14 protein-coding genes are annotated in these 18,532 nt (G+C 58.9%); 5 read left to right on the top strand and 9 right to left on the bottom strand.

The features are described from left to right. Positions 1-32: 32 nt before the first annotated feature. Both ABLV54_RS00820 and mpl read right to left on the bottom strand, forming a co-directional pair. Positions 33-560: a GNAT family N-acetyltransferase gene (locus ABLV54_RS00820; RefSeq protein ID WP_023291749.1), complete on the bottom strand. Its 528-nt coding sequence runs from the start codon at positions 558-560 to the stop codon at positions 33-35. Between the two features lie 66 nt (positions 561-626). Next, the gene (mpl, locus tag ABLV54_RS00815) at positions 627-2,000 is read right to left on the bottom strand and encodes a UDP-N-acetylmuramate:L-alanyl-gamma-D-glutamyl-meso-diaminopimelate ligase (protein ID WP_048296492.1); all 1,374 of its coding nucleotides are present in this window, start codon (positions 1,998-2,000) and stop codon (positions 627-629) included. A 175-nt stretch (positions 2,001-2,175) separates the two neighbouring features. On the opposite strand from mpl, the gene fbp reads away from it, so the two are divergent. Beyond that, positions 2,176-3,174 (top strand): class 1 fructose-bisphosphatase, encoded by a 999-nt coding sequence (gene fbp / locus ABLV54_RS00810; RefSeq protein WP_004206493.1) that lies wholly within the window; start codon positions 2,176-2,178, stop codon positions 3,172-3,174. A gap of 44 nt (positions 3,175-3,218) precedes the next feature. Here fbp and yjfF read toward each other — a convergent pair whose 3' ends face one another. From yjfF to ytfQ, 4 genes are all read right to left on the bottom strand, one after another. Further along, entirely contained in the window at positions 3,219-4,217 is a 999-nt protein-coding gene (gene yjfF / locus ABLV54_RS00805) for a galactofuranose ABC transporter, permease protein YjfF (RefSeq protein WP_002886825.1), read from the bottom strand. Next, on the bottom strand, positions 4,204-5,229 hold the full coding sequence (gene ytfT / locus ABLV54_RS00800) for a galactofuranose ABC transporter, ATP-binding protein YtfT (RefSeq protein WP_023291747.1): 1,026 nt from the start codon (positions 5,227-5,229) through the stop codon (positions 4,204-4,206). Before ytfT ends, yjfF begins: the two co-directional genes overlap by 14 nt. Before the next feature lie 10 nt (positions 5,230-5,239). Then, the gene (gene ytfR, locus ABLV54_RS00795) at positions 5,240-6,742 is read right to left on the bottom strand and encodes a galactofuranose ABC transporter, ATP-binding protein YtfR (protein ID WP_008807146.1); all 1,503 of its coding nucleotides are present in this window, start codon (positions 6,740-6,742) and stop codon (positions 5,240-5,242) included. A 123-nt stretch (positions 6,743-6,865) separates the two neighbouring features. Then, positions 6,866-7,822 carry a galactofuranose ABC transporter, galactofuranose-binding protein YtfQ gene (gene ytfQ, locus ABLV54_RS00790; protein WP_002886769.1) on the bottom strand — a complete coding sequence of 319 codons (957 nt, stop codon included), beginning with the start codon at positions 7,820-7,822 and terminating at the stop codon, positions 6,866-6,868. Positions 7,823-8,225: 403 nt separating this feature from the next. Here ytfQ and ppa point away from each other — a divergent pair, with 403 nt between their 5' ends. After that, positions 8,226-8,756 carry an inorganic diphosphatase gene (gene ppa, locus ABLV54_RS00785; protein ID WP_002886766.1) on the top strand — a complete coding sequence of 177 codons (531 nt, stop codon included), beginning with the start codon at positions 8,226-8,228 and terminating at the stop codon, positions 8,754-8,756. 73 nt (positions 8,757-8,829) lie between these two features. After that, positions 8,830-10,017: a hypothetical protein gene (locus ABLV54_RS00780; RefSeq protein ID WP_050533665.1), complete on the top strand. Its 1,188-nt coding sequence runs from the start codon at positions 8,830-8,832 to the stop codon at positions 10,015-10,017. A gap of 145 nt (positions 10,018-10,162) precedes the next feature. Here ABLV54_RS00780 and ABLV54_RS00775 read toward each other — a convergent pair whose 3' ends face one another. From ABLV54_RS00775 to tamA, 3 genes are read right to left on the bottom strand one after another with little or no spacing between them, the layout of a single operon-like run. Then, complete coding sequence (locus ABLV54_RS00775; RefSeq protein ID WP_002886724.1) at positions 10,163-10,507, bottom strand: gamma-glutamylcyclotransferase; 345 nt, start codon at positions 10,505-10,507, stop codon at positions 10,163-10,165. 2 nt (positions 10,508-10,509) lie between these two features. Then, a complete protein-coding gene (gene tamB / locus ABLV54_RS00770) occupies positions 10,510-14,286 on the bottom strand; it encodes an autotransporter assembly complex protein TamB (RefSeq protein WP_050533664.1) in 3,777 nt (1,258 codons plus the stop codon). After that, positions 14,283-16,016: an autotransporter assembly complex protein TamA gene (gene tamA, locus ABLV54_RS00765; RefSeq protein ID WP_023319583.1), complete on the bottom strand. Its 1,734-nt coding sequence runs from the start codon at positions 16,014-16,016 to the stop codon at positions 14,283-14,285. The genes tamB and tamA overlap by 4 nt, the downstream gene beginning before the upstream one ends. A gap of 209 nt (positions 16,017-16,225) precedes the next feature. Between tamA and msrA the strand changes: the two genes are divergently transcribed. Next, complete coding sequence (gene msrA, locus ABLV54_RS00760) at positions 16,226-16,864, top strand: peptide-methionine (S)-S-oxide reductase MsrA (RefSeq protein WP_032456893.1); 639 nt, start codon at positions 16,226-16,228, stop codon at positions 16,862-16,864. A gap of 180 nt (positions 16,865-17,044) precedes the next feature. Next, on the top strand, positions 17,045-18,382 hold the full coding sequence (locus ABLV54_RS00755) for a hemolysin family protein (protein WP_004206485.1): 1,338 nt from the start codon (positions 17,045-17,047) through the stop codon (positions 18,380-18,382). The last annotated feature ends 150 nt before the right edge of the window (positions 18,383-18,532 follow it).

Here is an 18,532-nt window from a genome sequence, read left to right as displayed (position 1 = left end):
GCCGAACGCCCGGAGCGGTACGCCGCGCCGGGCTACGCCCGCCCCATCACCTCGCGCCCGAGATCCCGGGCAAACTGCTGATACTGTCGCTCATCGATCGGCTGCGGGTAGCTCAGCACCAGCAGCTCATGATCCGCGATGCCCTGATGATAGGTCGGATGACGATGCGCCCAGGGGTTAGCGTGGAATCCCATCGACTGATAAAAGCGCAGCCGTTTATGGGCGATCTCGCTGCTCAGCGGATCGATTTCCAGAATGGTCAGCGGCGCGCGCGTCAGGATCTGCGCCAGCAGCTGTTTACCATAGCCGCGGGAGCGCAGCGTATCGTCGATCGCCAAATGTTCGACATAACAGTAGCCGGCAAACTGCCAGCAGCCGCTGAGGCCGATAAATACGTCCTCATCGAACCACGCCTCCAGCGCGTAGTGCGCGTTGCTCAGCGCCTGACGCTTGGCCTCGCTTTCGCGCTGCTCGTGCCAAGGAAAGGCGCGCGCGTAGAGCGCGTCCAGCATGGCGAAATGGGGCGAGTCGGTAGAAAGTACGCTTTCGCGGGTAAGCATCACACCATCCCTGTTGGTAAAAACAAAACTGCCCTCACGCGGAGGGCAGTGACCGGAGGCGGGACGTTACTCTGTCGCGGCCGCTTTTTGCGCCAGTTTATCCAGCAGCTTTTGATGAATGCCGCCGAAGCCGCCGTTGCTCATCACCAGGATATGGTCGCCAGGATGGGCGGTTTTGACCACCATCTCCGCCAGGGTATCGACGTCGGCGCTCCAATGAGCCGGCTGGACGCAGGCTTCCGCCACTTCCGCCACCTGCCACGGGATATGCTGCGGCTGCAGGAGGAACACCTCATCGGCGCGGCCAAGAGACGGCGCCAGATCGTCCTTGCAGACGCCCATTTTCATGGTGTTAGAGCGCGGCTCCAGCACGGCGAGAATGCGCGCGGTGCCGCCCACTTTGCCGCGCAGCGCCTGCAGCGTAGCGAGGATGGCCGTCGGATGATGAGCGAAATCGTCATACACGGTGACGCCGTTGGCTTCGCCGCGCAGCTCCAGGCGACGGCGGGCGTTGATAAAGCTGCCCAGCGCGTTCGCGGCATCCGCCGGCAGTACCCCGACGTGACGCGCCGCGGCAATGGCCATCAGGCCGTTATGCATATTATGCTCGCCGACCAGCGCCCACTTCACCTCGCCGACCTTTTCACCGTCGAACAGCACTTCCCACTGCGAGGCGTCAGCGTTCAGCTTCTTCGCCTGCCAGTGGCCCTGCTCGCCCACCAGCTCCTGCTCGCTCCAGCAACCCATCGCCATCACCTGCTTCAGGTTGATGTCGTTCTCCGGCAGGATAATTTTGCCTTTGCCCGGCACGATGCGCACCAGATGGTGGAACTGCTTCTGAATCGCCTTCAGGTCGTCAAAGATATCCGCGTGGTCGAACTCAAGGTTGTTGAGGATCAGCGTCCGCGGGCAGTAGTGAACAAATTTGGAGCGCTTGTCGAAGAAGGCGCAGTCGTATTCATCCGCTTCAATGACGAAGAAAGGGCTGTCGCCCAGGCGCGCAGAGACGTCAAAATTGCCCGGCACGCCGCCGATCACGAAGCCCGGCTGGTAACCGCAGGCTTCAAGGATCCAGGTCGCCATGCCGGCGGTGGTGGTTTTGCCGTGGGTCCCGGCGACGGCCAGCACCCAGCGATCGCGCAGCACGAAGTCGTGCAGCCACTGTGGACCGGACATATAGGGAATATTGTTTTCCAGCACCGCTTCAACGCACGGGTTGCCGCGAGTCATGGCGTTACCGATGATCACCAGGTCCGGCCGGGGCTCCAGCTGGCTGGGGTCATAGCCCTGAATTAAATCAATCCCCTGGTTTTCCAGCAGGGTGCTCATCGGCGGATAGACGTTAGCATCCGACCCCGTTACCTCATGACCGAGGGAGCGCGCCAGCATGGCCAGGCCCCCCATAAACGTGCCACAGATTCCTAAAATATGAATGCGCATTCGTCATTTCCTTCTCTTATCCGGGGCACATTTTACCCATATCCCGGGCCCTGGCGAAATGCATTTCAGGCGAATCTGTATTTTGCTGGCGCGATTCACCAGTGCGCACTTTTTTGATTCTTTGTTAAGATTGTTGCGTTCGTTTTACTCAACATAAAAATGCAGGGAACGAGTTATGAAAACGTTAGGTGAGTTTATTGTTGAAAAGCAGCACGAGTTCTCCCACGCCACCGGTGAGCTGACTGCTTTGTTGTCAGCAATAAAGCTGGGCGCCAAGATCATCCACCGCGATATCAACAAGGCCGGTCTGGTCGATATCCTGGGTGCCAGCGGTGCTGAAAACGTTCAGGGCGAGGTTCAGCAAAAACTCGATCTGTTCGCTAATGAAAAATTAAAAGCCGCACTGCGAGCACGCGATATTGTTGCCGGGATCGCCTCTGAAGAAGAAGATGAGATTGTCGTCTTCGAAGGGTGTGAACACGCCAAATACGTGGTGCTGATGGACCCTCTGGATGGCTCCTCTAACATCGACGTTAACGTCTCTGTTGGTACGATCTTCTCTATCTACCGCCGCGTGACGCCTGTTGGCACGCCGGTGACAGAAGAAGATTTCCTGCAGCCGGGCAACAAACAGGTGGCAGCGGGCTATGTGGTCTATGGCTCTTCGACGATGCTGGTGTATACCACCGGCTGCGGCGTCCACGCCTTCACCTACGACCCGTCCCTCGGCGTCTTCTGTCTGTGCCAGGAGCGCATGCGCTTCCCGGAGAAGGGCAATACCTACTCCATTAACGAAGGCAACTACATCAAATTCCCGCAGGGCGTGAAGAAGTACATTAAGTACTGCCAGGAAGAGGACAAAGCGACGCAGCGTCCTTATACCTCACGCTATATCGGCTCGCTGGTGGCGGACTTCCACCGCAACCTGCTGAAAGGCGGCATCTACCTCTATCCAAGCACCGCCAGCCACCCGGACGGCAAGCTGCGCCTGCTGTATGAATGCAACCCGATGGCCTTCCTCGCCGAACAGGCGGGCGGTAAGGCCAGCGATGGTAAAGAGCGTATTCTGGATATTGTTCCGGAAAGCCTGCACCAGCGCCGCTCCTTCTTCGTCGGCAACAACCACATGGTGGAAGACGTCGAGAACTTTATTAAGTCGTTCCCGGACGCCTAAGCGCCCTGCCCGCTCCTCCCGCGCCTGCGGGAGGAGCCTCTCTCTTAGCGACTCCCCGCCCCGCTCACCCGCGTGACCGCCGCATTCTGCCGGTTTTCCCACAGCACGGTCAGCCCACGCTGCAGCGCGATAAAGATAAACAGCAAAATGCCGATGGCGATTTTGGTCCACCATGAGCTGAGAGTACCGTCGAAGTTGATGTAGGTCTGAATCAGCCCCTGGATCGCCACCCCGAACAGGGTTCCCAGCACAGTGCCGACGCCGCCGCTAAGCAGCGTGCCGCCGATCACCACCGAGGCAATGGCGTCCAGCTCCACGCCGACGCCCGCCAGCGCATAGCCCGCCTGGGTATAAATGGAAAAGACGATCCCGGCCAGCGTCGCCAGCCCGGTGGAGAGCATATAGATACGGATCGTGGCGCTGCGGGTGGAAATCCCCATTAAATTCGCCGACGTCGCGTTGCCGCCAATGGCATACACCTGGTTGCCGAAGCGGGTGCGGTGGGCGACAAAAATACCGGCCACCACCACCAGCAGCATCAGCAGCCCCATGGCGCTGAGGCGTCCGCCGCCGGGAATGGTCCATGCCAGCCCGGACAGGGTGTCGTACACCGGGTGGTTAATCGGAATCGACTCCTCTGACACCAGATAGCTCACGCCGCGCAGGAAGAACATGCCGGCGAGGGTGATGATAAAGGCCGGGATCTTCAGGGCGTCAATCAGCAGCCCCATAAACGCGCCGAAGGCGCAGCCCATCACCAGCACCAGCGGAAACGCCACCAGCGGTGATATTCCCCAAAAGCCAATCGCTTTGGCGAGAAAGACGCCGGTAAAGGCGATCACCGACCCGACAGACAGATCGATCCCGCCGGAGAGGATCACGAAGGTCATGCCCACGGCGATGATCCCGAGGAAGGCGTTATCCGTCAGGATATTGCAGATCACCCGCGTCGAGGCAAAGCCGGGGAATTGCGTCAGGCAGTAGAGATAGCCCAGCACAAACACCGCGAGGGTGATCATCAACGGTAAATTACGTTTTATCATGGCCGCGTACCCCTTTCAGTAAACCGATAAAGCGCGGCGACTGGACAATCAGTACGCACAGCACCACCACCGCTTTCACCACCTGGTTGAGCTCCGGCGGGAAGCCGGAGAGCAAAATCCCGGTGTTCATTCCCTGGATAATCAGCGCCCCCACCACCGACAGCAGCAGGTTGAAGCGCCCGCCCATCAGCGAAGCGCCGCCGATGACCACCGCCAGAATGGCGTCCAGCTCAAGCCATAGCCCGGCGTTATTGGCATCCGCGCCGCGAATGTCCGCCGCCACGATGATCCCGGCGATCGCCGCGCAGACGCCGCTCAGGACATAGGCCAGCATCACCACGATGCGGGTATTGACGCCGGCGTTTTTCGCCGCGCGGATATTGATCCCTACCGCTTCGATAAACATGCCCAGCGCCGTTTTGCGGGTAAACAGCCAGAACAGCAGCAGGGTCGCGGCGGCGATAATCACCGGCGTCGGAAACAGGAGGAACGATCCGCTGCCGAGCCACGCCAGCGCCGGGGAATCAAAGGTGACGATCTGCCCGGCGGTGATCAACTGCGCCACCCCGCGTCCGGCCACCATCAGGATCAGCGTCGCCACAAAGGGCTGGATCTTAAGGACCGCCACGAGAATGCCGTTCCACAGCCCGGCCAGCGCGCCCGCCGCCAGCGAGGCCAGCAGCACCACCGGCAGGCTGTGACCGGCGACGGTCATCGAGGCGGCCGTCGCGCCGGCTATCGCCATCACCGCCCCTACAGACAGGTCGATGCCGCCGGTGGCGATCACCAGCGTCATGCCGATGGCCAGCAGCGCCACCGGGGCGGCGCGGTTGAGAATATCGATTGGGCTGCCAAACAGGCGGCCATCCTGGAGCACCACCTGATAAAAATGGGGCGCCACCAGGCTGTCGACCAGCAGAACCAGCAGCAGGGCAATGATCTGCGGGGTGCCCTTCGGCCAGGTGAAGCGTCGCTTCTCCGGGCCGGTTTGCGAAAGAGATCGAGGCATCATGGGTTACTCCTTATGCCGCAATTGCGTTCATGATCGCCGGTACAGAGAGCTCGGCGAGCGGGATCTCGGCCACCTGCCGGCGATCGCGCATGATAATGACCCGATCGGCGTAACCCACCAGCTCCTCCAGTTCAGAGGAGATGACCAGCAGCGCCAGGCCATCGGCGCAGAGGGTTTCAATCAGGCGAATGATTTCCGCATGGGCGCCAACGTCGATGCCGCGGGTCGGCTCATCGAGGATCAGGAACTGCGGTTTGGTCAGCAGCCAGCGGGAAAGCAGCACCTTCTGCTGGTTGCCGCCGGAGAGAAACTCGATCGGCTGCTCCGCGCTGGGGGTGCGGATCCCCAGCTGGCGAATAAAGCGCTCGGCGATCTCGTTCTGTTCGCGCCGGGGTATCGGCCGCAGCCAGCCGCGCTGCGCCTGCAGAGCGAGGACGATATTTTCCCGCACCGAGGCGGCGGCGATAATGCCGTCGGTTTTGCGATCCTCCGGACAGAAGCCGATCCCGAGGCAGGAGGCCTGATGCGGAGAACGCAGGGTTTGCGGTTTGCCTTTGATCCACGCCTTCCCGCTGTCCGCCGTTTTAATACCGAAGATCACCTCGGCGGTTTCCGTGCGGCCGGAACCCAACAGGCCGGCGAGGCCAACGATTTCGCCCGGACGCACCTGCAGGTCGAACGGGGCGATGGTGCCTTTTTTACCGTAGCCTTCAAATGCCGCCACCGGCTTATCGCTCAGCAGGGTTCGGCCCGCCCGCTGCAGGGCGTTGTGGTCCAGTTCGCGGCCCAGCATCATTTTCACCAGCTCAATCTGCGGCAGTTCGCGGGTCTCGCGGCAGCCGACGAAGCTGCCGTTGCGCAGCACGGTAATGCGGTCGCTGACCGCATAGACCTGGTCGAGAAAATGGGTGACGAAGATCAGGCTGACGCCGTTATCCCTGAGCTGGCGCATCAGGGTAAACAGCATCTCCACCTCCTGGGTATCGAGGCTGGCGGTGGGCTCGTCGAGGATCAGCACCTTGGCCGACAGGTCGATGGCCCGGCAGATAGCGACGATCTGCTGCATCGCCACTGAAAAGCGGTTCAGCGGCTCGCGCACATCGAGGGAAAAGCCGTAGGAGGCCATCAGCGCCGTCGCCCTGGCCTCCATCTCTTTCCGCCGCAGCAGGCCAAACCGCCGCGGCTCACGGCCGATGAACAGGTTATCCGCCACCGACATATTGGGCAGCAGGTTCACTTCCTGGTAGACAGTGCCGATCCCCAGCTGCTGGGCATGGGCGGTATTTTTCGGGGAAATGGCCTGGCCTTCCAGCCAGATAGTGCCGCGATCGGCATGGTAAACGCCGGTAAGCGCTTTGATCAGCGTCGATTTCCCGGCGCCGTTTTCGCCCAACAGGGCCATGATTTCGCCGCGCCGCAGGCTAAAGTTGACGTTATCCAGCGCCTTAACGCCGGGGAAGAATTTACTGAGTCCTTCGGTGCGAAGGATCTCCTGGTGTGCCTCGGCGCTCATAATCGATATCACCTTCAAATGATGTCAGGTTGCCCCGGCTCGCGCTGTGCTTGCCGGGGTTTCTGGAACGCTGCCTGTTACCCTCTCCGGCTGAGGAGAGGGGCGGGATGAGGGGCTATCCACTCAGTAGCCCATATTTTTCTTCTTCTCTAACTCTTCTTTCGCCGTATCCGGCAGATACAGCGTCGATTTGGTAATGGTCAGCTTCTCCGGCAGGGTGCCGTCTTTTTTGTATTTCTCCAGCGCATCAAACGCCGGGCCGGCCATATTTGGCGTCAGCTCGACGCTGGCGTTGGCTTCGCCGGCGATCATCGCTTTATAGATATCCGGCACGCCGTCGATGGAGCCGGTCAGAATATCTTTGCCCGGCTTCAGGCCAGCTTCTTTAATGGCCTGGATGGCGCCGATGGCCATATCGTCGTTATGAGCGAATACCATGCAGATGTTTTTGCCGTTATTCTCAGCCTTGATAAAGCTCTCCATAACCTCTTTCCCTTTGCTGCGGGTGAAGTCGCCGGACTGAGAGCGGATGATTTTGATATTCGACGCTTTGGCGATGGCGTCAGCGAAGCCTTTCTTACGGTCGATGGCCACGCTGGCCCCGACGGTGCCCTGCAGTTCCACGACGTTACACGGCTTACCGTCGACAGTTTTCACCAGCCAGTCGCCAATCAGCTGACCTTCCAGTACGTTGTTGGCGGTCACGGTGGTCATGTAGAGATCTTTATCTTTCACATCAATAGAACGGTCGAGGAGGAAGACCGGGATTTTGGCCTCTTTCGCCTCTTTCAGTACCGGCTCCCAGCCTGTAGCCACTACCGGCGCAATGAAGATCGCGTCTACCCCCTGGGCGATAAAGGAGCGCACCGCTTTGATCTGGTTTTCCTGTTTTTGCTGACCATCGGCGATCTTCAGCGTGATACCGCGCTTGGCGGCTTCCTCTTTCGCGACGCTGGTTTCTGCCGCACGCCAGCCGGATTCAGAACCGACCTGCGAAAAACCTACGGTTAGCGGGGCAGCTATCGCCATAGACGACATAGCTGCGGAAACTGCTGTGACAAGAAGTAAGCGCTTCCACATAAGGGTATCCTCGTAGGGTTATTGTTGGTTAAAGTCTCACCTGCGGACAAACTATAGACAATCGGTGATGTAACTGAATGCGTTACATCACACTTCAAAAAAGTAAATGAGATGTTAATGACGGCCCCGTTGCCCAGCGGAGAGCCGATAAGGCTTCGCAGGGAGCGCGGCTGTTGCGGTTTATGACGTTTTTTTAAGCGGTTTGATAAATCAATCACATGCAATGAAAACGGTTACATAAATTTATTCATGATGTGGCTATGTTTATGGATTTTCATGCCATTATTGCGCGCAAAATTCAGAGCACTCCACGGCGAGATCGGGAAAAAGAAGCGAAGACATTCGATGTGAGTTGGCTATAATACCGAGCACTTGTTTGCCATACATTTTAAAGGAAACAGACATGAGCTTACTCAACGTACCTGCGGGCAAAGATCTGCCGGAAGACATCTACGTCGTGATCGAGATCCCGGCGAACGCAGATCCTATCAAATACGAAGTCGACAAAGAGAGCGGTGCACTGTTCGTTGACCGTTTCATGTCCACAGCGATGTTCTATCCGTGCAACTACGGCTACATCAACCACACCCTGTCCCTGGACGGCGACCCGGTTGACGTGCTGGTCCCGACCCCGTACCCGCTGCAGCCGGGCTCCGTGATCCGCTGCCGTCCGGTTGGCGTTCTGAAGATGACCGACGAATCCGGTGAAGACGCGAAACTGGTTGCCGTACCGCACACCAAGCTGAGCAAAGAATACGATCACATCAATGATGTGAACGACCTGCCGGAACTGCTGAAAGCCCAGATCACTCACTTCTTTGAGCACTACAAAGATCTGGAAAAAGGCAAATGGGTTAAAGTCGACGGTTGGGACAACGCGGAAGCGGCGAAAGCCGAAATCGTTGCCTCTTTCGAGCGCGCTAAGCAGAAGTAATTCTGTCTCAGGCAGGGTCATCCCTGCCTGATTGCGGCACGGATTGCCGCGATAACACCATGGAGGGTGTCCCGTGAAAAGCGTTCGCTATTTCACTCTTAACTTTTCTGGCTTCACGACCGCCGCCTCTGAAAAACAGGGGTATCTGCGCCTTATCGCCGGCGAGCATGTCTTTTACACCGATAAACGCTATTTTAACGACCCCGCACTTTTTGACCGTCTGAAGATCAATCAGCCCCTGCATCTTGGCGCCCGCCGCCTGGACAACGGCAGTTACTGGATCCACTGGCTCAGCGATGGCGAAACGCACCTTGAGCCCAGTCAACACGTAAAGCGCTGGGCCCGGCCACTGCTGTTTATCAGCCTGCTGACGCTCATCGTCACCCTTATCCCGCTCCTGGTGAGCGCCTCGGAATGGGGTAGGTTCGGCTGCGGCATTATCGCGATACTGGCCTTCATCGCGCTGTTAACCGGGCTCTACGAGCGACTGTTCCACCCGGCGCTAAAACGGCACCCCGCCATGCGCGATCTGCTGGCGAAGATGGCGCTGGCCCGCCGACGCGACGTCTCCTTTTGCCAGCCGCTACCCGCCACGACGCAAGCCCTCCGCCAGTCGGCAATGCCTTTTACGCAAGCCCTGCCGGAACGCTATGCCACTCAGGCAGACATCATCACCGACACCCACTTTAAGAAGTGGTACGCAGGCAATCCAACCCGGGAATATCACGGCCTCGGGATACAATGCGGTTCCCTGCCGCTGGCCTTCTGGTGGCAGGCAGGCTGCGCTAATTTCGCGCTGCATCCGGTATTTTACCGTCGTCAGCCGCCGTTTCTTGCCACCGGCGATCGCATCCTCGCCGTATACGAGCGCGACAGCCGGGCGATCCATGCGCTATACAATGCCAGCGACGGCGCGGCTTATATAAAAAACCATCCGCTCTATCCTGGACGCCGACAGCTGTCGCTGCTCTATTACCTGTTTTACGGCCTCGCGCTGGTGATGTATCTGTTATTTCTCGGAGTAGAACTCGTCAGCGCCCTTCAGTCAGGCCGGCGCGTCTGGTGGCAGGTTCAGGATTCGCTGGACATGCTGTCCTTATTGTTACTCTGTTTTGGCGGGGTACTGGCGGTGCTGGAGCTGATAGGCCCAACGGCCTGGTTATTGTCACACCGGGTGGCTGACTGGCTGAAGCTGCGATCGGCGATGCGGCGTTACCTGCGGGGGGCTGCCCCTCCTACCACGCTCGAGGAGGTCATGTAATGTTTAGCACCCCAACACGACGATTATTATTCCTCGCGCTGACGACGCTGGCTTCCACAGCGTGGCTGGCGAAGGATTATCTTCCGCTCTGGTAAGAGGTAGGCGCAGAAAAAAACAACGCCACCCGAAGGTGGCGCTGTCATGGTTAATACTGGTCGCGATCCAACCAGTTGCCGTTCGCTATCAACGTACAACCCTCAACGGAACGTTGATAGACATACATCCATGCGCTGCCGTAAGGCGTCTGAATCAGGTGGCGCGCATACTCGCCCCCCTTGGTGCGGAGCGCATCCAGTTCGGCCAGCGTCGATGCATCAATACGATAAACTTCACCATGTACTGTGCCTTCGCCGGGCACCGCGCCTGGATAGTGGCCCAGGCTGTACAGCTGATAATCGTCGACACTATGAGCGCCCAGCCACTGGGCGTTGGTCATCCAGTGGCTGTTGCCTTGTTTGCGTCGTAAACTGCCGTAAACAAATATTCGCATTGCTAAAACTCAAACTGATAGAGCAAATCGAGCGCCTGGTCGATGCCAGACACCGCTTCCACATATAGCTTAGGCATCAGGCGATAACGTAAAGTCAGCGTCGCCAGGGAATCGAAGATACCGACCCCGTATTTTACCTGCAGACCCGGCAGTACATAGCCGCTGACCACCACCTGGGAAGAGTCGCCTACCCCTTCGGTGTCCAACGCCAAATTGCTTACGCCAAACGTCTCGCCGATTTTACCCACAACCTGACCACTTTGTGCAACCCCCATACCAATAAGCATTGAGGTCATCGCGGCGCTATCGCTCTGTCCGCTGCTCAAACCCTGGCCGCGCAGCAGATAAGACAGCGCTTCCTGCTGGGACATAACCGGGTCAGAGAAGATCTCCGCTTTCGGCTGATCGGCGGAGCCGGTGACGCGAACGCCGGCGATCACGTCGTCTTCGGTGGCATCCGGGTTACGAATTGCTTCGATATTCAGTAATGGCTGATCCGGCGGACCGGAGAACAGCAGTTCCCCTTTGCGCACAATCAAATCCTGGCCATAGGCGTGGAAGCGGCCGTCCGGAATATTGATCTGCCCGTTGAGTCCCAGCCCCTGCTTGTCCTGCGCCACTTTCAGATCGCCGGTCAGACGCGCTTTCAGACCGAAGGCTTCCAGACGAACGTTGTTGCCGACGTGGATCGTCAGGTTGCTGTTGATCGGGATCCCGGCGCTCTGCTGATTAATCGGCTTGAGGTTTTTGTCGAGCATCACTTCATCAGAAGACACGCCAACCGCGCTCTCCGGCACCTCATTGACCACGATCCGCGCCCAGGGCACATCCACCTTGCCATCGAGGTTGAACAGGCTTGGCGTGGCGGTAAACACCACGTCCGGCGATACATCGAGACGGACCATCGGCGGCACCGTGATCCGCACCCGGCTGCCTTTCGCCGCAATTTGCGCCCGCCAGTTATCGATCTGCGTCCAGTCGGCGTTGCCGCTGAGGGCGATTTGCCCCTGACGGGTGTTCACCGTCCCCTGCAGGGTCGAGCGCGTGCCGTTGAAGTTCATCGCCAGCTGGCTCGGCTGCATATCAAACGGCATAAAGTTGCCGTCGATATCCACCCCGCTTAACTGCATCTGGCCGAACAGCTGCGGACTTTTCACGTTGCCGCCCAGGCGCAGACGGGCGTTGAGCCGTCCCTCCGCCTTTTCACCGCGGGCGAAAATCGGGTTGATCATCGCCAGCGAGAAGTTGCTGATATTGACGTTGCCGCCGAGGTTACGCCGCCCCTGCGGGTCGGTGACCTGCACCTGCCCATCCAGCTGGCCATTGTTGGTCAGGCGGATAAGCCAGCCCAGCTCCGCGCGATTGTTGTGCAGATCGGCGCTGAGGTTCAGCGTATCGAACGCCACCGGCAGCGGGGCGTCATTGACCACCTGGGTCACTTTGACGTTGCGCCCGCTGAGGGTCACTTTACCCTGCGGCAGCCCCTCCTTGGTGGTGTCCCAGCTGACATCGGCATTACCGGTAAAGACGCCGCTGGCCTGGGTCGCCTCCGGCATAAACGGCTTGAGCATCGCCAGGTCGAAGCGGTTGAGATTCACCCGCGCCCGCCCGCTGGCGCCTGCGTCAATGGTCTCAGGCACGCAGAGCTCGGCGTTCGGGTTGGTCCAGCAGTGTGGCCCGATGCTGATTTTCTGCTCCTGGTTGCGGTAGTCCAGCGCGATACTGCGCGTCAGCGCCACCGGCCCCACCGGCGTCTGGAAGCGGGTATCGCTTAGCGCGCCTCTCCAGCGCTCGGCCTGACGATCGAAGCTGCCCGCCAGCGCCAGCTGGCCGGAAACCGGATCGCCCTGCACCCGCAGCCGCAGCTCATGCTGCTTCTCAGTGCCTTTGGCATTGAGCTGCACCAGGCTGATATTCACCCCCGGCTGGCTGATGCGGTCCACCCGTACGTCCAGGTTGCCGCCGATCTGATCGGTGGATTTCACATCCCCTTTGACGTTGACCTGGGCGATGGTCAGCTCCTGCCAGCGCAGCGCCCGGGCGGTGATGTCCGCCAGCAGTTGCGGCGCATCGACAGTGCCGCGCACTTTCACCAGCCCCTTCGCCGTCCCGCCGAGCCCCGGCAGCGCATTATCCAGGTGCGGCGCATCGATGGTGGCGTCGAGATTCAGATCCTTCACCCCCAGCTCGCCTTTGATATCGGCGCTGTTCGGGCCTAACGCCAGATGCAGCCCCGGGATTTTCCACTGCAGATAGCTGTTGCCCTGCAGCGAGCCCGAAACATCCACCTTGTTCTGTTTCACGTTGCCGGTAATTTTCAGCTCCGGCACCGACATCTGCCAGCTGCCGCCGTACAGGCTGCCCTGGGTCTTGATCCTGCCATTGAGCTTCGATGGCCAGTCCGGCACCTCTTTGGCGGTGTTGATGCCGTCGAGGGTCAGCTCGCCGCGCCAGCTGATCGCCTGCTGCCAGTCGAGGAGCGCTTTCAGCTCGGTTTTCCCTTCCAGGGCATTGACCGTCAGCTTGTCGAGATTGATCTGCCGCTCATTGCCTTTGGCGTTGAGGGCGATTTTCGCCGGCGGCAGCGACTGGCCTTTCACCGCGGTGGAGAAGGCCAGCGCATAGTCGGTCATTTTGCCGCTGAACTTCAGCTGGACGTCGTCGGCCTGGAACTGCTTCTCGCCGCTGAACGGCCAGGCGAGCTGCTTACTTTTCAGCTCCATATTGAGCGGCAGCCCGGCCTCCGCCAGCTGCGCGTCCGCCCGCAGCGTGGCCGCGACCGGCCCGCTTAAGTCCACCCCGACCTTAAGCGTTTTACGTATCTCGCCGCCCACCTTCAGCTGCACCTTCTCCCCTTTCATCGGGTCGACGTTCAGCGTTCCGGCGAGGGTGATGTCTACCGGCCAGTTATCCTGTAGCTGGGCGCTGCCCGAAGCGCTGACCTTGCCCTGATCGGAGTCGATGTCGAGGGCGTCGAGCTTCATCTGCCCGTCGATACTGCTGACTTTCAGCAGCAGGTTGTACACGGTGATATCGGTATCGCCGGTCAGGCGCAGCTGCTCGCCGCGGAACGCCTGAATATTGAGGTTCAGCGGCAGGTGCACATCGGTCATTACCGGCAGTACCGGCTGCGAGAAGAGGTCGGTCATCGTCTCGCCGAGCGGTTTCTCCTGCGGTCGCGGGTTGTCGATTTTCGGCTCGACCACCTGCTCCTGCGCCACTTTCGCCACCTTCGGCAGGGCGATCAGCAGCCCCTGCAGCGAGGTCGGCGTCAGGGTCAGGTTTTTCTCCTGCCAGTTCAGGCCGGTGGAAAAATCGCGCACGGAGACCGCGGTATCGTCGATTTTGACGTTGACGTTATGCAGCGCGACGCGGCTGAGGGCGATCGGATAAGGGGTGGAGAGATTCAGCGGCCCGCTGTCCTCTTCCTCGACCGGCGCAGAGGGCGGCATCTTCTTCGTATCGACGGCGACGTAAATATCGCGCAGCGAGATGTCGTTTACGCACAGACTGCTGTCCCACAGACAGCGCAGCCTGACGCTGAGATGAAACTGGCCGGCGGTCACCGCCACGCCGGGCTGCTCATAGCGGACATTATCGAGGGTTAAATCACGCCAGCCGCCGGTCACTTTGCCGATTTCCAGCCCCGGTACCCAGCGATCCGCCGCTTTGAACACCAGATGCAAGCCGGTGGTGGTGCCCACCAGGAACCCGACGGTGCCCAGCAGGAGAACCAACACGATTAATACGCCGAGGCTTATCTTCTTCCATAAACTCATAATTCAGGCCCCAGACCGATGTAAAACTGTAAACCATGCTCTTCTTTGTCGCCGATTGGCCGGGCGATATCCAGCTTGATCGGCCCCACCGGCGACTGCCAGCGCACGCCTACCCCGGCGCCGGTTTTGAAATCACTCTCGCGAATATCGCTGACCGCTTCGCCGCTATCGACAAACACGGCGCCCCACCACTTGCCACTGACGTTGTACTGATATTCCAGCGAGCCGGTGGCCAGCTTCGAGGCCCCGATCAGCTTGCCGTCATCGTCCTTCGGCGAGATGGATTTGTATTTATAGCCGCGAATACTGCGATCGCCCCCGGCGAAAAAACGCAGGTCCGGCGGCACCTTGTCAAAGTTGTCCGCTTCGATCCAGCCCAGGTTGCCACGCACCACAAAGCGGTGGCGGTCATAGAGGGTACGGATCCAGACGTCCTGAGCCTGCATCACGATAAAGTTGATGTCCGAGCCCCACATGGTGTTGGAGTAGTCCACCGAGTAGCGCTGCGAATCGCCCCAGGTAGGCATCAGGCCGCCGCGGGAGCGAGTGCGGTTCACCGAGACCCCGGGGTAAATCAGCATGGTGGTGTTGGTGACGTTCGCCTGGGTAAAGTGGTCCAGGCTCCAGCGCAGGTTAATCGCCCGCTGCCAGCCGCTCGACATCTCCCAGAAACGCGAGACCCCCAGGGTGGTGGAGTCGGCCTGGGTGTCATTGAGATCGGTACGCTTAAAGCCGCCCTGCATCAGATAGTACTGCTCGAGCGGGCTCTTGAGCAGCGGGACTTTATAGGTGAAGTCAAACTGCTGCTCCGGGGCGGAGAGGCTGACGCTGGAGGTCAGGCTGTGGCCATAGGAGTTCATCCACGGTTTTTTCCACGTGGCTTTCACCCGCGGACCGACGTCTGTGGAGTACCCTACCCCGGTTTCCACGGTGTTCTCTTTGCGTGGCGAGACAACGCCCTGCAGAGGCAGCACCTTGGTTTTCCGTGACTTAGCAAAATCAGGCGCCACCACCACCGAACTGAACCACCCGGTCGCCGCCAGGCGGCGGTTTAGCTCAGCCAGGTCCTGCGAGGTGTAGTAGTCGCCCTCTTTAAACGGCACGAGGTTTTGCAGGTATTCATCGCGAATTTGCGATCCGGAGAAGGTGACGTGGCCAAAGCGATAGCGTTCTCCGCTGTCGTAATCGATATCCCAGAACGCCTGATGACGGTCGAGGGAGACCCCAAGCTGGCTTTTATTGAACTCGCTGTCAAAGTAGCCTTTGCGCAGGGCGACGCGGGTCAATGAGCTCTTGAAACCGTCGTAATCGCCGTGGTTGAGCACCGTCCCGATGGCCGGGCGGGTTTTCAACAGCGCCAGATAGTCGCTGTCGGTGCGGGCGCCGCCGCGCAGAATCACCTCGGTTCCGCCAATGCGCACCGGCTCACCCGGGGTCACTTTGGCGATCAGCACCTGACGGCCCCTTTTCGGCGGCGGACGCAGATCAAATTCAATCGTCGGCTCGTAATACCCCAGCGCTTTCAGACCTTCGCGAATGGCGTCATCGACGCGCGCGCGAAAGCGACGATCCGGCGTGACCTCATCACTCTGGATGGTGGAAAGCTGGGCGCGAACGTTTTTCTCCAGCTCTCCGGATAATCCCTCAACCTGCAAACGCACATTCGCTGCGCTGGCGACCCCGCTGACCAGCAAAAGGCTGGTGACACATAACTGGCGGATTTTTAGCACATTTTCTCCTGAATATCCCTGTTTCCCCCTACAGGAAACACTGGCGCCGCTCCACGGCTTAACAAAACCCTAACAACTTAGGGTTGAAAAAGTGGCAATAACCCAAATAATTCTTATGTATTAATCTAGACGTATTACGCGTATTTATTGTGTTAAAAGACACGCTTCGTTACAACCTTAACGACGATTTCTGTATTGAGAGGCCCACCGTGAGTCTATTTGATAAAACGCATCTTGTCGCCCAGGCGGATGCGCTGCCTGGACGCAATACCCCGATGCCAGTGGCGACGCTCCACGCAGTTAACGGCCACTCGATGACCAACGTCCCGGCGGGGATGGAAGTGGCACTGTTCGCCATGGGCTGCTTCTGGGGAGTTGAACGTCTGTTCTGGCAATTGCCGGGGGTTTACAGCACCGCCGCCGGCTACACTGGCGGCTATACGCCCAATCCGACCTATCGCGAAGTGTGCAGCGGCCAGACCGGTCACGCGGAAGCGGTGCGCGTGGTCTACGATCCGCAGGTCATCAGCTATGAGCAGTTATTGCAGGTGTTCTGGGAAAATCACGACCCCGCGCAGGGCATGCGACAGGGTAACGACCTCGGCACCCAGTACCGTTCGGCGATCTATCCGTTGACGCCGGAACAGACGGAAGCGGCAAAGGCCAGCCTCGCGCGCTTCCAGGCGGCGATGAACGACGCGCACGATACCCGTCACATCACCACCGAGATCGCCACCGCCAAACCGTTCTACTATGCCGAGGACGATCACCAGCAGTATCTGTATAAGAACCCGCATGGCTATTGCGGCATTGGCGGCATTGGCGTCTGCCTGCCGCCTCAGGCGTAATTCTGATTTCCGCCTCAACAGCGAGGCGGTTAATGAACGCTCTGGCGGCTTTACATTCCCTTACGCTATACTACCCAGTGTGACAGCCGGTCCAGCGCCTTCGGACCGGTTTTTTATGTATTCCACATTTAAGTTATCAACTTCCCTTCCGAGGATCTGACCTCAACGGTCAGAAAAGATATGTTAAACAGTATTTTAGTAATACTCTGTCTGATAGCCGTCAGTGCGTTTTTTTCGATATCGGAAATCTCACTGGCCGCCTCACGTAAAATCAAACTGAAACTGCTGGCCGATGAAGGCAACGTCAACGCACAGCGGGTGCTGAAGATGCAGGAGAACCCGGGCACCTTCTTTACCGTCGTGCAGATTGGCCTCAACGCCGTCGCCATTCTTGGCGGTATCGTGGGCGACGCGGCTTTCTCACCGGCGTTTCATAGCCTGCTCAGCGGGTATTTGTCACCGGAGCTCTCCGAGCAACTGAGCTTCATCATCTCTTTTACCCTGGTCACCAGCTTGTTCATCCTGTTTGCTGACCTGACTCCGAAACGCATCGGTATGATTGCGCCCGAAACCGTGGCCCTGCGCATCATCAACCCGATGCGCTTCTGCCTGTTAGTCTTCCGCCCGCTGGTGTGGTTGTTTAACGGCATGGCCAACATGATCTTCCGCATCTTCAAACTGCCGATGGTGCGGAAAGACGATATCACCTCCGACGATATCTATGCCGTGGTCGAAGCCGGCGCGCTGGCCGGGGTGCTGCGCAAGCAGGAGCATGAGCTGATTGAGAACGTGTTCGAGCTGGAGTCCCGCACCGTTCCTTCCTCCATGACCCCGCGTGAAAGCGTCATTTGGTTTGATTTGCATGAAGACGAGCAGAGCCTGAAGAATAAAGTGGCCGAACACCCGCACTCGAAGTTCCTCGTCTGTAATGAAGATATCGACCACATTATCGGTTACGTCGATTCCAAAGATCTGCTGAACCGCGTGCTGGCGAACCAGAGCCTGGTGCTGACCGGCGGCGTACAGATCCGCAACACGTTGATCGTCCCGGATACCCTGACCCTGTCCGAAGCGCTGGAAAGCTTCAAAACCGCCGGGGAAGACTTTGCGGTGATCATGAATGAATATGCGCTGGTGGTCGGGATCATCACCCTTAACGACGTGATGACAACTCTGATGGGCGACCTCGTCGGCCAGGGGCTGGAAGAGCAGATCGTCGCCCGCGATGAAAACTCGTGGCTAATCGATGGCGGTACGCCGATTGATGACGTGATGCGCGTGCTGGATATCGACGAGTTTCCGCAGTCCGGGAACTACGAGACCATCGGCGGCTTTATGATGTTTATGCTGCGTAAAATCCCCAAACGCACCGACGCGGTGAAGTTCTCCGGCTATAAGTTCGAGGTCGTGGATATCGATAACTACCGTATCGACCAGTTGCTGGTGACCCGCATCGATAACAAGCCCACGGTGCTGGTGCCCAAGCAGGCGGAAGCGGCGGAAAGCCAGAACGCCTGAGCGTAATCCTTTCTCTCTCTTAAGGGCGGATGATCATCCGCCCTTTTTATTGCCCGAATGTGAAGCGGCTCACGCCCCTCTGCCGATAGCAGATTATTACTGCTCGATAGCGAAACGTTTATGACTCCCCCGTGCGCAAAAAGGTAACGT

Origin of the sequence: Klebsiella sp. JB_Kp042, from assembly GCF_040065275.1 — a bacterium.
Taxonomy (GTDB): domain Bacteria; phylum Pseudomonadota; class Gammaproteobacteria; order Enterobacterales; family Enterobacteriaceae; genus Klebsiella; species Klebsiella quasipneumoniae.
This window is presented reverse-complemented; position numbering and strand designations above follow the sequence as displayed.